Annotated in this window: 14 protein-coding genes and 1 riboswitch; of the genes, 5 read left to right on the top strand and 9 right to left on the bottom strand. The window is 69.7% G+C overall.

Annotated elements, in window-relative coordinates; translation table 11 throughout:
• Nucleotides 1–20: 20 nt before the first annotated feature.
• A complete protein-coding gene (locus ABZS71_RS09585; protein ID WP_355844938.1) occupies nt 21–431 on the bottom strand; it encodes a cobalamin B12-binding domain-containing protein in 411 nt (136 codons plus the stop codon).
• A 376-nt stretch (nt 432–807) separates the two neighbouring features.
• Here ABZS71_RS09585 and ABZS71_RS09590 point away from each other — a divergent pair, with 376 nt between their 5' ends.
• Together ABZS71_RS09590 and ABZS71_RS09595 are read left to right on the top strand one after the other, a co-directional pair.
• Nucleotides 808–1,593 carry an alpha/beta fold hydrolase gene (locus ABZS71_RS09590; protein WP_356208619.1) on the top strand — a complete coding sequence of 262 codons (786 nt, stop codon included), beginning with the start codon at nt 808–810 and terminating at the stop codon, nt 1,591–1,593.
• 188 nt (nt 1,594–1,781) lie between these two features.
• Entirely contained in the window at nt 1,782–3,392 is a 1,611-nt protein-coding gene (locus tag ABZS71_RS09595; RefSeq protein WP_356208621.1) for a M23 family metallopeptidase, read from the top strand.
• Between the two features lie 59 nt (nt 3,393–3,451).
• On the opposite strand, the gene pcrA is transcribed toward ABZS71_RS09595, so the two are convergent.
• Nucleotides 3,452–5,905: a DNA helicase PcrA gene (pcrA, locus tag ABZS71_RS09600; RefSeq protein WP_356208622.1), complete on the bottom strand. Its 2,454-nt coding sequence runs from the start codon at nt 5,903–5,905 to the stop codon at nt 3,452–3,454.
• A gap of 465 nt (nt 5,906–6,370) precedes the next feature.
• A riboswitch (cyclic di-AMP (ydaO/yuaA leader) is annotated at nt 6,371–6,533 on the top strand.
• A 7-nt stretch (nt 6,534–6,540) separates the two neighbouring features.
• Between pcrA and ABZS71_RS09605 the strand changes: the two genes are divergently transcribed.
• On the top strand, nt 6,541–7,722 hold the full coding sequence (locus ABZS71_RS09605) for an NlpC/P60 family protein (RefSeq protein WP_355844948.1): 1,182 nt from the start codon (nt 6,541–6,543) through the stop codon (nt 7,720–7,722).
• 104 nt (nt 7,723–7,826) lie between these two features.
• Here ABZS71_RS09605 and ABZS71_RS09610 read toward each other — a convergent pair whose 3' ends face one another.
• Entirely contained in the window at nt 7,827–8,501 is a 675-nt protein-coding gene (locus tag ABZS71_RS09610) for a L,D-transpeptidase (RefSeq protein WP_356208707.1), read from the bottom strand.
• A gap of 181 nt (nt 8,502–8,682) precedes the next feature.
• On the bottom strand, nt 8,683–9,036 hold the full coding sequence (locus tag ABZS71_RS09615; RefSeq protein ID WP_355844950.1) for a hypothetical protein: 354 nt from the start codon (nt 9,034–9,036) through the stop codon (nt 8,683–8,685).
• A gap of 289 nt (nt 9,037–9,325) precedes the next feature.
• Between ABZS71_RS09615 and ABZS71_RS09620 the strand changes: the two genes are divergently transcribed.
• Entirely contained in the window at nt 9,326–10,375 is a 1,050-nt protein-coding gene (locus tag ABZS71_RS09620; RefSeq protein WP_356208623.1) for an NlpC/P60 family protein, read from the top strand.
• A 34-nt stretch (nt 10,376–10,409) separates the two neighbouring features.
• Here ABZS71_RS09620 and ABZS71_RS09625 read toward each other — a convergent pair whose 3' ends face one another.
• From ABZS71_RS09625 to ABZS71_RS09640, 4 genes are all read right to left on the bottom strand, one after another.
• Nucleotides 10,410–10,571, bottom strand: a complete 162-nt coding sequence (locus tag ABZS71_RS09625) for a hypothetical protein (RefSeq protein WP_356208625.1) — start codon at nt 10,569–10,571, stop codon at nt 10,410–10,412.
• Between the two features lie 107 nt (nt 10,572–10,678).
• The gene (locus tag ABZS71_RS09630) at nt 10,679–11,257 is read right to left on the bottom strand and encodes a Uma2 family endonuclease (protein ID WP_355844958.1); all 579 of its coding nucleotides are present in this window, start codon (nt 11,255–11,257) and stop codon (nt 10,679–10,681) included.
• Between the two features lie 301 nt (nt 11,258–11,558).
• Complete coding sequence (locus ABZS71_RS09635; RefSeq protein WP_356208626.1) at nt 11,559–11,783, bottom strand: hypothetical protein; 225 nt, start codon at nt 11,781–11,783, stop codon at nt 11,559–11,561.
• A 194-nt stretch (nt 11,784–11,977) separates the two neighbouring features.
• On the bottom strand, nt 11,978–12,571 hold the full coding sequence (locus tag ABZS71_RS09640) for a hypothetical protein (RefSeq protein WP_356208627.1): 594 nt from the start codon (nt 12,569–12,571) through the stop codon (nt 11,978–11,980).
• Between the two features lie 264 nt (nt 12,572–12,835).
• Here ABZS71_RS09640 and ABZS71_RS09645 point away from each other — a divergent pair, with 264 nt between their 5' ends.
• Nucleotides 12,836–13,018 carry an SAM-dependent methyltransferase gene (locus ABZS71_RS09645; RefSeq protein WP_356208628.1) on the top strand — a complete coding sequence of 61 codons (183 nt, stop codon included), beginning with the start codon at nt 12,836–12,838 and terminating at the stop codon, nt 13,016–13,018.
• Between the two features lie 91 nt (nt 13,019–13,109).
• Here ABZS71_RS09645 and ABZS71_RS09650 read toward each other — a convergent pair whose 3' ends face one another.
• On the bottom strand, nt 13,110–14,249 hold the full coding sequence (locus ABZS71_RS09650) for a PP2C family protein-serine/threonine phosphatase (RefSeq protein WP_356208630.1): 1,140 nt from the start codon (nt 14,247–14,249) through the stop codon (nt 13,110–13,112).
• Nucleotides 14,250–14,259: the final 10 nt, after the last annotated feature.

Here is a 14,259-nt window from a genome sequence, read left to right on the forward strand (position 1 = left end):
CCGGGGCAGTACCCCCAGGGTCAGGCCGCCACGGGGCGGACGTTCTGCCGGACCCAGTCGACGATGGAGGTCGTCGTGGCGCCGGGGGTGAAGATCTCCGCTACGCCCTGCTCCTTGAGCGGGGGAATGTCCGCCTCGGGGATGATGCCGCCGCCGAAGACCTTGATGTCCTGCGCCTCGCGCTCCCGCAACAGCTCCAGCACCTTCGCGAAGAGCGTCATATGGGCGCCGGACAGGATCGACAGCCCGATCGCGTCGGCGTCCTCCTGGATCGCGGTGTCGACGATCTGCTCGGGCGTCTGGTGCAGCCCGGTGTAGATGACCTCCATGCCCGCGTCGCGCAGCGCCCGCGCGATCACCTTCGCCCCGCGGTCATGGCCGTCGAGCCCCGGCTTCGCCACCACCACCCGGATCGGACCGGTCACACCCATCACTGCCTCCAAGCCCCATGCCCTGGCGTGCCCTCGCGCGCACCGGCGTGAACGAACGTTATCTCCAGCATCCCTTACCCGGCAGTTTCGCGGCGCGCAGCGAGGGGGAAATCACACGTGGGACACGTTCGCCATCGGCCGCACCCGCATCCGCATCGAGCCGCACACGCACATCCGCATGGGTCGGGCCGGCCACCAGGGGAGCCGCAGCGGGGACCGTCGCACCGCGTCGCGCCGCCATGAGTCGCTTGGCGCCGCGGTGCGACGGTGCGGTCATGAGGCCAGATCACCATGACCGGGGCCGGGCCACGGTTGCCCGTGAGGGCATGCGGGGGACAGAGCCGCCTCCCGTGCGCCGTTCAGGAGGTCGGCCGTCATGGGCCTCGTACGGATCCGGGCCATCGCCCTCGATCTGGCGATTCTCGCCGGGCATCTGCTGCTCTATCCGACCGGGCTGTGGCAGGAGCGCCCGCCCGCCCCGCCGCCGCCCGGTGCGGCGGCGCGGCTGCCCACCGAGGGCCGGGCCCGCCGACCGGTGCTGCTCCTCCACGGTTTCATCGACAACCGCTCCGTCTTCGTCCTGCTGCGCCGCTCCCTCGGCCGCCATGGCCGTCAGCATGTGGAGGCGCTCAACCACTCGCCCCTCACCTGCGACATCCGCACCGCCGCCGCCCTCCTCGGCCGCCATGTCGAGGAGGTCTGCGCGCGCACCGGCCACAGCACGGTGGATATCGTCGGGCACAGCCTGGGCGGTCTGATCGCCCGCTATTACGTCCAGCGGCTCGGCGGCGACGCCCGCGTCCACACCCTGGTGACGCTCGGGACACCGCACGCGGGCACCCGGGTCGCGCCGCTGTTGTCCGCACATCCGCTCGTGCGTCAGATGTGCCCGAACTCGGATGTGATAGCGGAATTGCGGCAGCCTGCCCCCGATTGCCGTACGCGCTTCATCTCTTTCTGGAGCGATGTGGATCAGTTGATGATCCCGGCGGAGGTGGCCCGGATAGACCATCCGGATGTGATCGCGCGCAACATCCGCGTCAACGGAATCGGGCATCTCGCCCTGCCGGTGCATTCCGCCGTCGCCACCGGGGTCCGCGAGGCGCTGGACGCCGCCGACGAGGCACCGAATGGCGCCTTCGACGCCTTCTCGGTCGCCTGACGAGGCCGAAAATTGCCGAACATCAATCGAACGCCCGGCCAAGGACGTGCGTACAGTCAACCGAAAGACGGCCAAATGCCCTTGTCGGCGATGCTCAAAACTTGCTGAAGATTGTCGCTGGCGCTTACCGCCGGGTACAGTCACCGCTAATTCTCCTGCAGCCGAGGCGAAAGAGAAGTTGGTTGGTGGTGAACGACCGTCACCCGTCGGGGATCTCCCCCTCGACTGTCCCCGCTCAAGACGCCTCGTATTCGTATGACGCGGCATATGGTCTGCAGCAGGACGCAGCGCATGGCTACGGCGGGTACGACGGCTACTCCACCGGCAGCTTCGACCAGCTCGGCCCCGCCTACGGCGACGGCGATCCGCTCTTCGGCGCGCTCCCCGGCAGCTACGACGGCGGGCACAGCGGTCAGTACGACGCCTCGCAGTGGACCGCGCCCGGTCAGTACGACACCGGCCAGCACCACACCGGTCAGTACGACACCGGCGCCTACGACACCACCGCGATGTGGGCCGCCTCCGGCTATCAGCTGCCCACGGACATCCCGGCCCAGCGGGACGCCGAGACCGGAGCCCAGTGGGACATCGGCGCCTGGGACGCAAACGCCACCGGCCAGTGGAACACCGGCACCGGCTACGAGACGTACGAGCAACACGAGGCATACGAGCAGCCCGAGACGTACGACGCCTCGGGCGCCGACACCGGCCAGACCCAGTTCTGGGACACCTCGGCCTATGCGACCGTCGATGGGTCGCGGTACGAGCAGCCAGGGTTCGAGCACACCCGGATCGACCAGCCCGCCTTCGACCAACCCGCCTTCGACGAGGCCGCGCTCGATCAGGCCGCCCTGGCACAGGCCGCCCTGGCACAGGCCCAGACGGCCACCTTCGACTTCTCCGACCTCGAGGACAAGCCGGCCGCGCCCGAAGCCGAACCTGAACCCGGGGCGGCGGCCGAGCACGAGCAGCCCGCGCCCGCCCCCCGCCGGGACGGCAGCCGCGGCCGCCGCCGCACCACGTCATCGCGCGCCACCTCTTCCCGCACCACCACACCGCGCCCCCGCCGCTCCGCGCTCCTCACCGTCGCCGTCCCGTCCGTCTGCGCGCTGGGCGTCACCGCCGTGGCCGCCGCCTCCGTGAGCGGCATCGGCAGCGACACGAAGGACAACACGACCACGCAGGCGGCCGCCGACACCGCCGCGGCACCGGTCAAGCCCTCCACCGCCACCGCCACCGCCGCCAACAGCAAGCTGGACTCCCAGCTCGCCGGGGTCAGCGAGGGCGCCGACGACTTCCGGGACCGGGCCAGCCGTACCCAGGAGCGGATCGACCTTCAGGCGCGCCAGGCCGCCGAGAAGAAGCGGAGGATCCAGGAGGCGGTGCGCAAGGAGGCGCTGCGCCCGAAGTTCGCGATCCCCGTCGCGCAGCACGGTCTCAGCGCCACCTTCGGCCAGGCCGGTATCAACTGGATGTCGGTGCACACCGGGATCGACTTCCCGGTCAGCTACGGCACGCCCGTGATGGCCGCGACCGACGGCACCGTACGGACTCAGTGGAACGACGCCTACGGCAACATGGTCATAATGACCAGCCCGGACGGCACGGAGACCTGGTACTGCCATCTCAGCAGCACCAAGATCCGTTCCGGGACGGTCCAGGCCGGGGACACCATCGCGTACTCCGGGAACTCCGGTAACTCCACCGGCCCGCATCTGCACTTCGAGGTCCATCCGGGCGGCGGCGCGGCCATCGACCCGCTGCCGTGGCTGCGCAGCCACGGCCTCGACCCGACGTAACCACGACCCGACGTAACCACGAGCCGACGTCATACGAGCCGACGTCACACGAACGAGCGCTACAGCTTCTCGACCGGCGCGTACCGCAGCAGCAGCCGCTTCGGCTTCTCCTCACCGAAGTCGACCGTCGCCTCCGCGTTGTCCCCGGTGCCCTTCACACCGACCACGGTGCCGAGGCCGAACGAGTCGTGCGTGACCCGGTCGCCGATGGCCAGGGAGACCACCGGGCGCTCCTTCGCCCGCCGGGTCGCGAAACCGCTGGCCCCCGCCCGCGAGCGCGACGACGACAGCCCCGACGCGGTCGAGGCGACGGCGCCCATCGACGCCGACGGCGTGGCCGGCCCGGTGCGCCGCCACTGCACATACTGGTCCGGGATCTCCTCCAGGAAGCGGGACGGCGGGTTGTACGCGGGCTGTCCCCATGCGCTGCGCAAGGTCGAGCGCGTCAGATAGAGCCGCTCGCGCGCCCGGGTGATCCCGACATACGCCAGCCGCCGCTCCTCCTCCAGCTCCTTGGTCTGGCCGAGCGCCCGCATATGGGGGAAGACCCCGTCCTCCATACCGCTGACGAAGACGACCGGGAACTCCAGCCCCTTGGCCGTGTGCAGCGTCATCAGCGTGATGACGCCCGACCCCTCGGTGTCCTCGTCCGGGATCTGGTCGGAGTCGGCGACGAGCGCGACCTGCTCCAGGAAGTCCGCGAGCGTGCCGGGGTTCTCCTCGCCCCGGTCCTGCTCGAACTCCATGGCCACGGCCGCCAGCTCCTGGAGGTTCTCGATGCGGGTCTCGTCCTGCGGGTCCGTGGACGCCTGGAGCTCGGCCAGATAGCCCGTGCGCTCCAGCACCGCTTCCAGGACGGTCGCGGCGCCCGCCCCCGACTCGACGATGGTCCGCAACTCCTCCATCAGGGTGTTGAACCGCTTGACCGCGTTCGCCGAGCGGGCCGCCATGCCGTACGCCTCGTCGACCCGGCGCAGCGCCTGCGGGAAGGTGATCTTCTCGCGCAGCGACAACGCGTCGATCATCGCCTCCGCGCGCTCCCCGATGCCGCGCTTGGGCACATTCAGGATCCGGCGCAGCGGGACGGTGTCCTCGGGGTTGGCCAGCACCCGCAGATACGCGAGGACGTCGCGGACCTCCTTGCGCTCGTAGAAGCGCACCCCGCCGACGACCTTGTACGGCAGCCCGACCCGGATGAAGACTTCCTCGAAGACACGGGACTGGGCGTTGGTCCGGTAGAAGACGGCGACGTCTCCCGCCTTGGCGTCGCCCGCGTCCGTCAGCCGGTCGATCTCATCGGCGACGAACTGCGCCTCGTCGTGCTCGGTGTCAGCCACATAGCCGGTGATGGTGGCTCCGGCGCCCGCCTCGGTCCACAGGTTCTTCGGGCGGCGGTTCTCATTGCGCTCGATGACGGCGTTGGCCGCGCTCAGGATCGTCTGGGTCGAGCGGTAGTTCTGCTCCAGCAGGATCGTCCGCGCGGCCGGGTAGTCCTCCTCGAACTGGAGGATGTTACGGATCGTGGCGCCCCGGAAGGCGTAGATCGACTGGTCGGCGTCGCCCACGACGCACAGCTCGCCGGCCTCCTCACCGGTGCCCACCAGCTCGCGCACCAGGGTGTACTGCGCGTGGTTGGTGTCCTGGTACTCGTCGACGAGGACATGGCGGAAGCGGCGGCGGTAGTGCTCGGCGACGTCCGGGAACGCCTGGAGCAGATTGACCGTCGTCATGATGATGTCGTCGAAGTCGAGGGCGTTTGCCTCGCGCAGCCTCGACTGGTACATGGCGTACGCCTCGGCGAGGGTCTTCTCAAAACCGTCCGCCGCCTGCCCGGCGAAGGTCTCCTCGTCGATCAGCTCGTTCTTCAGGTTGGAGACCTTGGCACTGAAGGACTTCGGCGGGAACCGCTTGGGGTCGAGATCCAGATCCCGGCAGACGAGCGCCATCAGCCGCTTCGAGTCGGCGGCATCGTAGATCGAGAACGAGGACGTGAAGCCGAGCTTCTTCGACTCGCGGCGCAGGATGCGGACGCACGCGCTGTGGAAGGTCGACACCCACATGGCGTTGGCCCGGGGGCCGACCAGCTGCTCGACCCGCTCCTTCATCTCCCCCGCCGCCTTGTTCGTGAAGGTGATGGCGAGGATCTGCCCGGGGTGCACACCGCGCGCGCCCAGCAGATAGGCGATGCGGTGGGTGAGCACGCGGGTCTTGCCGGAACCGGCGCCCGCGACGATCAGCAGCGGCGCACCGGTGTGCTCCACGGCGGCCCGCTGCTGCTCGTTCATCCCCTCGAGCAGGGCGGACGGGTCCACGGCGGGGCGCGCCGCGCCGTCCCGGTAGTACGCCTCTCTGGGCACGGGCGCGTCGAAGCCGGTGCCGAAGAGGTGGTGCGGCACGCCCTCACCACCTGCGGGGCCGTGGTCCGCGGGACCCTCACGGTCCTCGGGCGGCGGGGGCTCCTCGTCCGAGTGCCCGAGGTCCGCCAGGAAGCTGTCATCAAAGAGGCTGCTCATCGCTCACCGAGTCTAAGCCGCCCCACCGACACCGTACGCGCGGATATCACGAACCGAGCGGCCCCGGCGGCGGATGCCCCGCCGCCGCCCCCGCCCCCGGCGCGGCCGGGGCCGGCCGACCGAGGCCGACGGAGAGGGCCCCGAGCCCCCAAGGCCCCCGGCGGCCCCCGCCTCCAGCGGCGCGGGGCCCGGCGCCGACCGCAGCCGACGCAGCGGGCTCAGCCGGTGCAAGTCGAGGGCCGGTGGAGAGGGCCGCGGCCTCGCCGCCGGGGCGCAGGGCCCGGCGCCGGCCGGGGGCGGGGCGGGCCCCGGGGCGGCCCTGGCGCCCAGTCGCCGGGTCGTTTCGGGCAATACGACCACCAGCCTTCACAAGAGCACCACGAGTTGGTTACCGTCCTCCGTCAGGCAGCCCGTACACCCGTCGGCGACCGCGTCGACACGGGCAGCCTCCGCCGAGTCCGGCCCCGTCGTGAGACGCGGCAGCCGGAGCCGGGGACCCACAACGCAACACCGGGGTGAATCGGCCCGCGCGACGGCACCATGCGTGTCAGTCGTACGAGCCGTAGGGCAACCTTCCGAACCGCCCGAACCCGACAGCTAACCCGGTAGGCGGTCCACGGAAGGAGTCGCCACCCTTGGCGTCGCACCGCAAGCCGCGGACCCGGATATCGGCCTCGCTCACCGGTCAGGGCCGCCGTACCGCTGTCGGGGTCACCACCGCCGCCCTGGCCTCCGTCACGCTCCTCTCCCAGACGGCGAACGCCGTGCCCGGCGATCACAAGCCGGCCGCCACCCAGTCGATCGAGAAGGTCAAAGAGAAGGTCGACACCCTCTACCACCAGGCGGAAACCGCCACTCAGCGCTACAACGCCGCCAAGGAGCGCGCCGACCAGCAGCGCGTCAAGGTCGACCGGCTGCTGGACAAGGTCGCCCAGCGCACCGAGAAGCTGAACGAGGCGCGGCGCACGCTCGGCAACTACGCCGCCGCCCAGTACCGCGACGGCGGCATGGCCACCAGCGCCGCGGCCCTGCTGTTCTCCAACGATCCGCAGGACATGTTCGACCAGTCCCATCTGATGGACCGGATGAGCGGCAAGCAGAAGAAGGCCGTCGACGACTTCGAGGCGCAGCGGACGAAGGCCGCCAAGGAGCGCGGTAAGGCCACCGAGAGCCTCGCCTCGCTGACCTCGTCGCAGAAGGAACTGAGGACCCAGAAGAAGTCCGTCCAGGACAAGCTGACCGAGGCCCGCCGGCTGCTGGCGAATCTGACCGCCAAGGAGAAGGCGCGGCTGGCGGCGATCGAGAAGAAGAAGGAAGCGGAGGCCCGCCGTAAGGCCGCCGTGCTGGCGGAGAAGCAGCGGAAGGCGGCGGCCGAGCGCAAGCAGCAGGAGCAGAACGACAGCTCCGGCTCCGGCTCCGGCTCGACGACCCCCTCCACGCCGTCGGCCCCCTCCGCCCCCTCGAACAGCACCAAGGCGGCCCAGGCGATCGCCTTCGCGAAGTCGCAGCTCGGCAAGCCGTACGTCTGGGGCGCGACCGGCCCCAACTCCTACGACTGCTCAGGGCTGACCCAGGCCGCCTGGAAGGCCGCCGGGGTGTCGCTGCCGCGCACGACCTGGGACCAGGTGAAGGCCGGTACGCGCGTCTCGACGTCCGACCTCCAGCCGGGCGACCTGGTCTTCTTCTATGACGACATCAGCCATGTCGGGCTCTATACAGGCGACGGGATGATGATCCACGCGCCCAAGCCGGGTGATGTGGTGAAGGAGGCTCCGATCACCGAGATGCCGATCTACGGAAGCGTACGGCCGGCGTAGTGCGCGGTGCGGCTGCCCGGGCGCCGGGCAGCCGCACCATCGGATCAGGTCGGATCAGGTCGGATCAGGTCGGATCGGATCGGCTCAGCTCGGATCGGATCGGCTCAGGTGCCGGGCTTGCGCCCGTAGACGTACACATCGTCGCCGTTCTTCAGCAGGCTCCAGTACTTCTTCGCGTCGGCCGAGCGCATGTTGACGCAGCCGTGGGAGCCGGGCGGGGACCATACGCTCCCCGCGATCGAGTGGAACGCCTCGCCGCCGTCGAAGAACTGGCTGTACGGCATGGCGACGTCATAGAGCGTCGACCAGTGGTCGATGTCCCGCCAGTAGATCTTCTTCAGCCCGGTGCGGGTCTCGTACCGGTCGCGCCCGGTGCGCACCGGCACCGGCCCGTACACCAGCCGGGAGCCGTCCTGGACCCAGCTCAGCTGCCGGGTGAGATCGACGCAGGCGATACGGCCCTTGTTCGTCGGGCACTTTCTCGCCGCGTTCGGATCGTGTAGCGCCGCCTTCTGGGTGTTGATGAGGCTCATGACGCCCCAGGTGACGGGGCCCGCGTAGCCGATGGTCGGGCTGATGCCGTGGTTGATCTGGAACTTCTGGATCGCCAGGCAGTCCGCTCGTGACTGCCGCCCGTCGACCGGGCGGCCGAGGAACTTCTCGGCCTGCTTCTGGTACGGGCCGGTGCTGGTCGTGCACGACGACGCGGCCGATGTCGGCTGTGCGGCCGTCGCGGCCTGTGCCGGACTGGCGGCGGCCATCGCGAGCGGCACCACCATGCCCATCAGCCCCAGCGCGGCCCCCGCCCGGCGCCCCCGACGGCTCTTGATTGCCCCCACTACCCCCATTGCCACTCCCTCCGAACTGTCTTGGTCTTCTTGAAGACAGCTCGCGAGTGCAAAGGGTTGCACGTGGTATCAGTCCGTTATCTGCCGCTATCTGTCGCTCAGAGGCGGACGATCAGGTCCACAGCACCGCGATGAAGATGTTCGCCGTCGTGAGGGCGCCCACCGCGCCGAAGACCTCCGGCTCCACCTTCTCCTCGTCCCGCTTCACATAGACCAGGCCCAGAATCACAATCAGCAGCGCCAGCTTCACTCCGATCTTGAGCGTGTTGAGGCTGTTGTCCTCGGCCTGGTTGAGGCCGACCAGCGCCACCCCGGTCACCAGCATGGTCAGCGCCCCGTGCAGCATCGCCGGGACCATCCGGGCCTCGCCCGACCGCATCGCCTTCATCTGCGTGAGGAAGCCCCCGAGCAGCGCGGCGATGCCGACGATGTGCAGACCGACGAACACATGAATCAGTACGTCCATGGCTCGGAGATTAGCCCCGCGCATATCACCGCCCCGCACTCGGGTTGGCCCCGATCACCGCTTCGGTCAGAGCCACCCCCCGCTCCTCACCGCCCCGCACACCGCACGATCAGCCACGGCCACCACAGCGACGAAATCTGTCCACTCCCGTTCATCGCACCGCACCGCCCCCACCGCGCGCCCTAACTTCCTCCTCCAGGTGGCAGTCCGCTTCCCGTCAACCGAGGGTCCCCGCCTCATGGGCGGACTGCCGCCTGTCCGCTCCCCCGAGGAAAGGTGAATCGCCGCAGTGGCGTCGCACAGCCCGCATCCGAAGCCCAAGCAGCGTTCGCTCGCCGGCACCACCGCCCGCACGGCCGCACTCCTCGCCCTCACGGGCGCCGCCTCCGCCACCCTCCTGGGCGGCACCGGGTACGCCGAGAACCGTCCCACCCCCGCTCAGGTGAAGGCCAAGGTCGACCGCTACCAGCGGGAGGCCGAGGAGGCCACCGAGAAGTACAACGGCGCGAAGACCACGGCCGACAAGGCCCGTGAGGCGTACGACGACTTACGCGACGAGGCCGCCCGCCGCACCGCCCGCCTCAACGCCGCCCGCAACGCGCTTGGCGCCTTCGCCACCGCCCAGTACCGCTCCGGGACCGTCGCCCCCACCCTCCAGCTCGCCCTGTCCTCCTCCCCCGACCAGTACCTCCGACGCGCCTCGCTCGCCGACCGCGCGGGCGACCGTCAGGCCGCCACGATCGCGAGCATCGGCCGCCAGAAGGGGAAGTTGCGCACCCTGCGCGGCGAGGCGGCCGACCGCCTCCACCAGATGCGCGCCTCCCAGGCGGCGGCCGCCCGCCACAAGAAGGCCATCCAGAAGAAGCTCGCCGCCGCCGACCGCCTCCTCGACCGCCTGACCCGCGAGCAGCGGCAGCGCCTGGAAGCCAGGGAAACCCGCCCCGAACGCCCGGCGGCCCGCACCACCACCCATCACCCCGCCCCCGCCACCACCCGCGCGGCCCGCGCCGTCTCCTTCGCCTACACGGCCCTCGGCAAGCCCTACGTCTGGGGCGCCACCGGTCCGCACGGCTACGACTGCTCCGGCCTCACCCAGGCCGCCTGGCGCGCCGCCGGCGTCTCCCTCCCCCGCACCACCTACACCCAGATCAACGCGGGCCACCGCATCTCCCGCGCCGAGCTGGCCCCCGGCGACCTGGTCTTCTTCTACTCCGGCATCAGCCACGTCGGCCTCTACATCGGCAACGGCCGCATGATCCACGCCCCCCACCCCGGCGCCCCTGTCCGCATGGCCTCCATCACCGACATGCCCTTCGCGGGCGCGGCCCGCCCCGCGTAGGGCCTGTCCGGCTCAACTCCTACCGGCTCAACTCCTACTGGACCCGCTCGCGCAGTCGCGCGGCCGATCGGGCGAGCAGGACGGCAGCGATCACGGGAAGGCACCACGAGACCAGGAGCGCGGCCATCACGGCGGGTGCGCTCAGGCCGTCGAACGCCAGGGAGAAGCCGAGAGCGAGGACGGGAATCGTGACCACCGGGGAGAGCAGACCCAGCGTCGCCTGCCGCTTCGAAGGTGCGTGTCGGCGAGCCCGGCCCGCCGCAGGCGGGACACGCCAATCGTGGTGTCGGCTGGCCCGGTGATTCACGAGGCGTAGTCCTTGAGCTCCTCGGTCTCGAGGGTGATCCCGACCGGATCGGGAATCTCGATCACCGCGCCGTAGGGCCGCGACGTCAAACTCCGGTACTTGCCGTCCTCCGGCTCAGCGTGGACGTTGACCGTGCAGTCGTCCCGGTCGATGAGGAGGTAGACCGGGATACCAGCCGCCGCGTAACCGTCGCGCTTGTCCACGCGGTCACGCTGGTTCGTGTCCCCATCGCGCGAGGTGACCTCGATGACCATCACGACCCCCTTCGGGTCGGACCACTCTCCGTGCCCCGCGAAGTGCTTACGAGGCGCGAGCGCCCCATCCGGGCGAGCACGTCCCCGCCGATAACCCTCCGTCTGCAGGCCCCGCTCCCGGTACAGCCGCAAATCCGGGCGGTGCTGCATGCACTGTTCCTGGACCCACATGATGATCTCGTCGTGATCCCCGTCCGGCACGGGCTTGACCTCTAGCTTTCCGCTGATGAATTCGAGCGTCACGGTTTCCGGCGCCGTGCGGGCGAGCTGCTCGAATTCCTCGATGCGCATCTGCGGCCGGTCAGCGGTGCTGGGGGTCATGGATTCGCCTCCTCGCCCCCATGGTGCCCCGACATCGGGGGGTGCGTCTGGCAAGGTCATGCGCGTCTCCTTTTATGAGGTTCGGGCGGCAGCCCGTAGGCGGGCGGCCCAGGAGTGGACGTCGGGGCCGGCCGTCGGCTCGGGCGGGGCCGTGTCGCCTCGGCAGGCGCGGCACAGACCGCCCGGCAGGGCGGCCGGCGGGCCGGGGCGGCCGCAGTCCGTGCATTCCAGGAGGCGGCGGATCACGATCTCGGGCCGCGGTTCCACGGCGGGCTCGGGCGGCATCTTGGCCTCAAGGCGGTTACGGGCGATCGCCCAGGAACTTGGCGAGCGTCTTGGCGTCGATGGCCGCGCCGTCCGGGAGGCGGTCGATGTACGCGGCGATGGCCGCTTCACGCCTGGGCAGATGTGCGAAGTCGTCGGCGCGACGAGGGGATTGGCCGGACGCGCCGCGCTTGCCGAAGCCGGGGTTGGCCATGGGGTGTGCGTGCGGACGCGGGGCGACGCTAAGGTCATGAGAAGCCACGGATCGAGTCTCTTTCGATCTTGTAGGTCAGACCCCGGCATGGTGTTGGCGCACCGGCCGGGGTCGATTTGTTGTTGCGAACGCTAGAGCGCCGCAACCGCCCGTGGCAGGTCGGTCACGAAAAGTCATGGGTGGGTGGGTTGTACCAACCCACCCGTTCCTTGGAAAGAGCGCTCGGCCCCCGACGCCGAAGCTCAGCCCTCCGGGGTCACGATCTTCCCGAAGCCCTCGCCCTGTTCCCAACGGAGGGAGTAGGGCCCGGCGTCGCTGTCGTAGAGGAACTCGACCTCGCTGCCGTCGTCGTTGATGGAGGCGTTCTCCCAGCCGTCGAAGTCCTTGGTGATGTCGATGCCCCAGTCCGTCAGTTCGCCCGTGCCCACACCGGCCACGGACTCGGTCGGGGGTTCGCCGTCGGAACAGTAGAGGCCGAAGTCGGCGATCAGCGAGACGGTGCCGTTGACCTCGGCGAGGTCAACGCCCTGGCAGAGGTCGGTGTCGGTCTTGTAGAGGGTGCGCCATGCGCTCCAGGTCGTGGAGTCGGCGTCCTGGTGGCGCTCCTGCACGCCCGTGCCCCGCACCAGGCGGACGGTGACCTTACGGCCGTCACTGAGCGTGAGAGTCGACCGGTAGTCCCCCTCCGGCCTGGCGATGCCCCTCTTCGCCGTCTTGTGCCGGTCACCGGACGAGTCCGCCTTCCAGTCCTCAAGGCTCCCGCACCCGACGGCCAGCAGCCCTACAGCCGCCACCACGCCGGTCAGTACGGCCGTGTGCGGCTTGCGAATCCTCATCTCGAGTTCCCCTCTGCACGATTCGATCTCCGGGCCTGGACGCACACCACCCCGAGGTTGGTTCCCGCGCCTTTTCACCGATCTACTGGGTGAAACGGGTCTCGCTCAGTGGGTGTTGGAGTTGGCGGGCGCCGCGCCCGCGAGCGACCTGAGGGGCTGGTCTTGCCCGCCTGGTAACCGCTTACGACAAGGAACCGCCACAGCACGTCAGCCAGTTGCTCAACTCGACGATCGGGCGTATGCGAAGTGTCAGGTACGGACTGGATGTCGTCGACGTCGGAGTTCGCCCAGCCCGCGATCGATCTGCGCACCGACGTCCCGCACTCGGCACGCGTGTACGACTACCTCCTCGGCGGCAAGACCAACTACCCGCCCGACCAAGCAGCCGGTCGCGCTCTCGCTCATCGCCATCCTCAGCTGCGGCAGGCCAGGTCGGAGGACGAGTAGGGACGCGGTCTCGCACTGATCGCCGCACTCGCCGACGAGTGGGACGCGCAGCCCCGCGCGTGCGGCATCGGCAAGACGGTGTGGTTCGAGCTCAAGATCGTGATGGGCGCGTCCCTCCCGTGAGAGACCTTTCCCGTTCGCCGTCCGTGGGGCGGTGGTTGCCGTCGACCGACATGATCTTCTTCAGCTGATGGGCGGGCTGGAGCTTCGGCGACCGTTGGATGACCACCATGGCGGCGTCGTCGCCCAGCCGCCCGCCGACGTAATCGAGCAGATCACGGCGGAGGTGATGCAGCAGCGCCTCGGGGCCGCTGTTGCTCCACTGCTGGACCCGTTCGGCGAGCGGGTAGAAGGTCCCGTCGCTGGAGCGGGCCTCGATGGCACCGTCCGTGTAGAGCAGGAGCGTGTCGCCGTCCTCGAACTCGAATGTGTCGAGGTTGGTGGAGCCGACCCTCGGCAGTTCGCACATGCCCAGCGGAGGGGCGGGGTGGGTGGGGTTCAGGGTGATCACCTTGCCCTCGTGCAGCAGCAGGGGCGGCGGATGTCCGCAGTCGGTCATCTTCGCCTCTGTGCCTTCGTCGGGGATGTCGAGCATCAAGGCGGTGATGAAGTGCTCCTGGAGTTCCTGGTCTGCCTCGGTGTGCTCGATGTGCTCGGTGTCGAGGTGCTCGGCCAGGTGCCGGCAGACGCTTTTCTCCAGGGTCTCGGTGAGTTCGAGCAGGTCGCTGCATCGATGGGCGGCCTCGCGGAAGGCGCCCAGCAGCAAGGAGGCGTCGCTGATGGACATGAGGCCCTTGCCCCGGACGTCCCCGATGATCAGACGCGCGCACTCGCCCATCCTGGTCGCCGCGTACAGGTCTCCGCCGATCTGCGCCTCGTCCTCTGCGGCCAGATACAGGGAGGCGACCCGCAGCGAGCCCATCCGGTGCGGCAGCGGCCGCAGGACGACCCGCTGTGTGGTCTCCGACACCGACCGCACCCGGTCCAACTCACGCGCGCGCCGCTCCTGCCCTTCTGCGTAGAGCACGATGAAGAGCGAGATCAGCGCTATGGCTGCGATCTGCACCTGGTGGTTGGCGGTGAACCCCCCGCGCAGCGCCGCGATGACCGTCTGGGCGGCCACAGCCAGTGCCCCGACCACTGCGGTGGTCCGGGGGCCGGCGAACGAGGGCGTGATGGCGGGGGCGACGACCAGCAGGGGTCCGAGATGGATGTAGGTCGGGACCAGCAAGTCGATAATC

The organism is Streptomyces sp. NPDC005393 (assembly GCF_040606675.1).
Taxonomy (GTDB): Bacteria; Actinomycetota; Actinomycetes; order Streptomycetales; family Streptomycetaceae; genus Streptomyces.

Bases quoted from the DNA above. Each gene is read 5' to 3' on its own strand.
- ABZS71_RS09585 (WP_355844938.1), bottom strand. From the start codon at position 431: ATGGGTGTGACCGGTCCGATCCGGGTGGTGGTGGCGAAGCCGGGGCTC.
- ABZS71_RS09590 (WP_356208619.1), top strand. From the start codon at position 808: ATGGGCCTCGTACGGATCCGGGCCATCGCCCTCGATCTGGCGATTCTC.
- pcrA (WP_356208622.1), bottom strand. From the start codon at position 5,905: ATGAGCAGCCTCTTTGATGACAGCTTCCTGGCGGACCTCGGGCACTCG.
- ABZS71_RS09610 (WP_356208707.1), bottom strand. From the start codon at position 8,501: ATGGTGGTGCCGCTCGCGATGGCCGCCGCCAGTCCGGCACAGGCCGCG.
- ABZS71_RS09615 (WP_355844950.1), bottom strand. From the start codon at position 9,036: ATGGACGTACTGATTCATGTGTTCGTCGGTCTGCACATCGTCGGCATC.
- ABZS71_RS09630 (WP_355844958.1), bottom strand. From the start codon at position 11,257: ATGACCCCCAGCACCGCTGACCGGCCGCAGATGCGCATCGAGGAATTC.
- ABZS71_RS09640 (WP_356208627.1), bottom strand. From the start codon at position 12,571: ATGAGGATTCGCAAGCCGCACACGGCCGTACTGACCGGCGTGGTGGCG.
- ABZS71_RS09645 (WP_356208628.1), top strand. From the start codon at position 12,836: ATGTCGTCGACGTCGGAGTTCGCCCAGCCCGCGATCGATCTGCGCACC.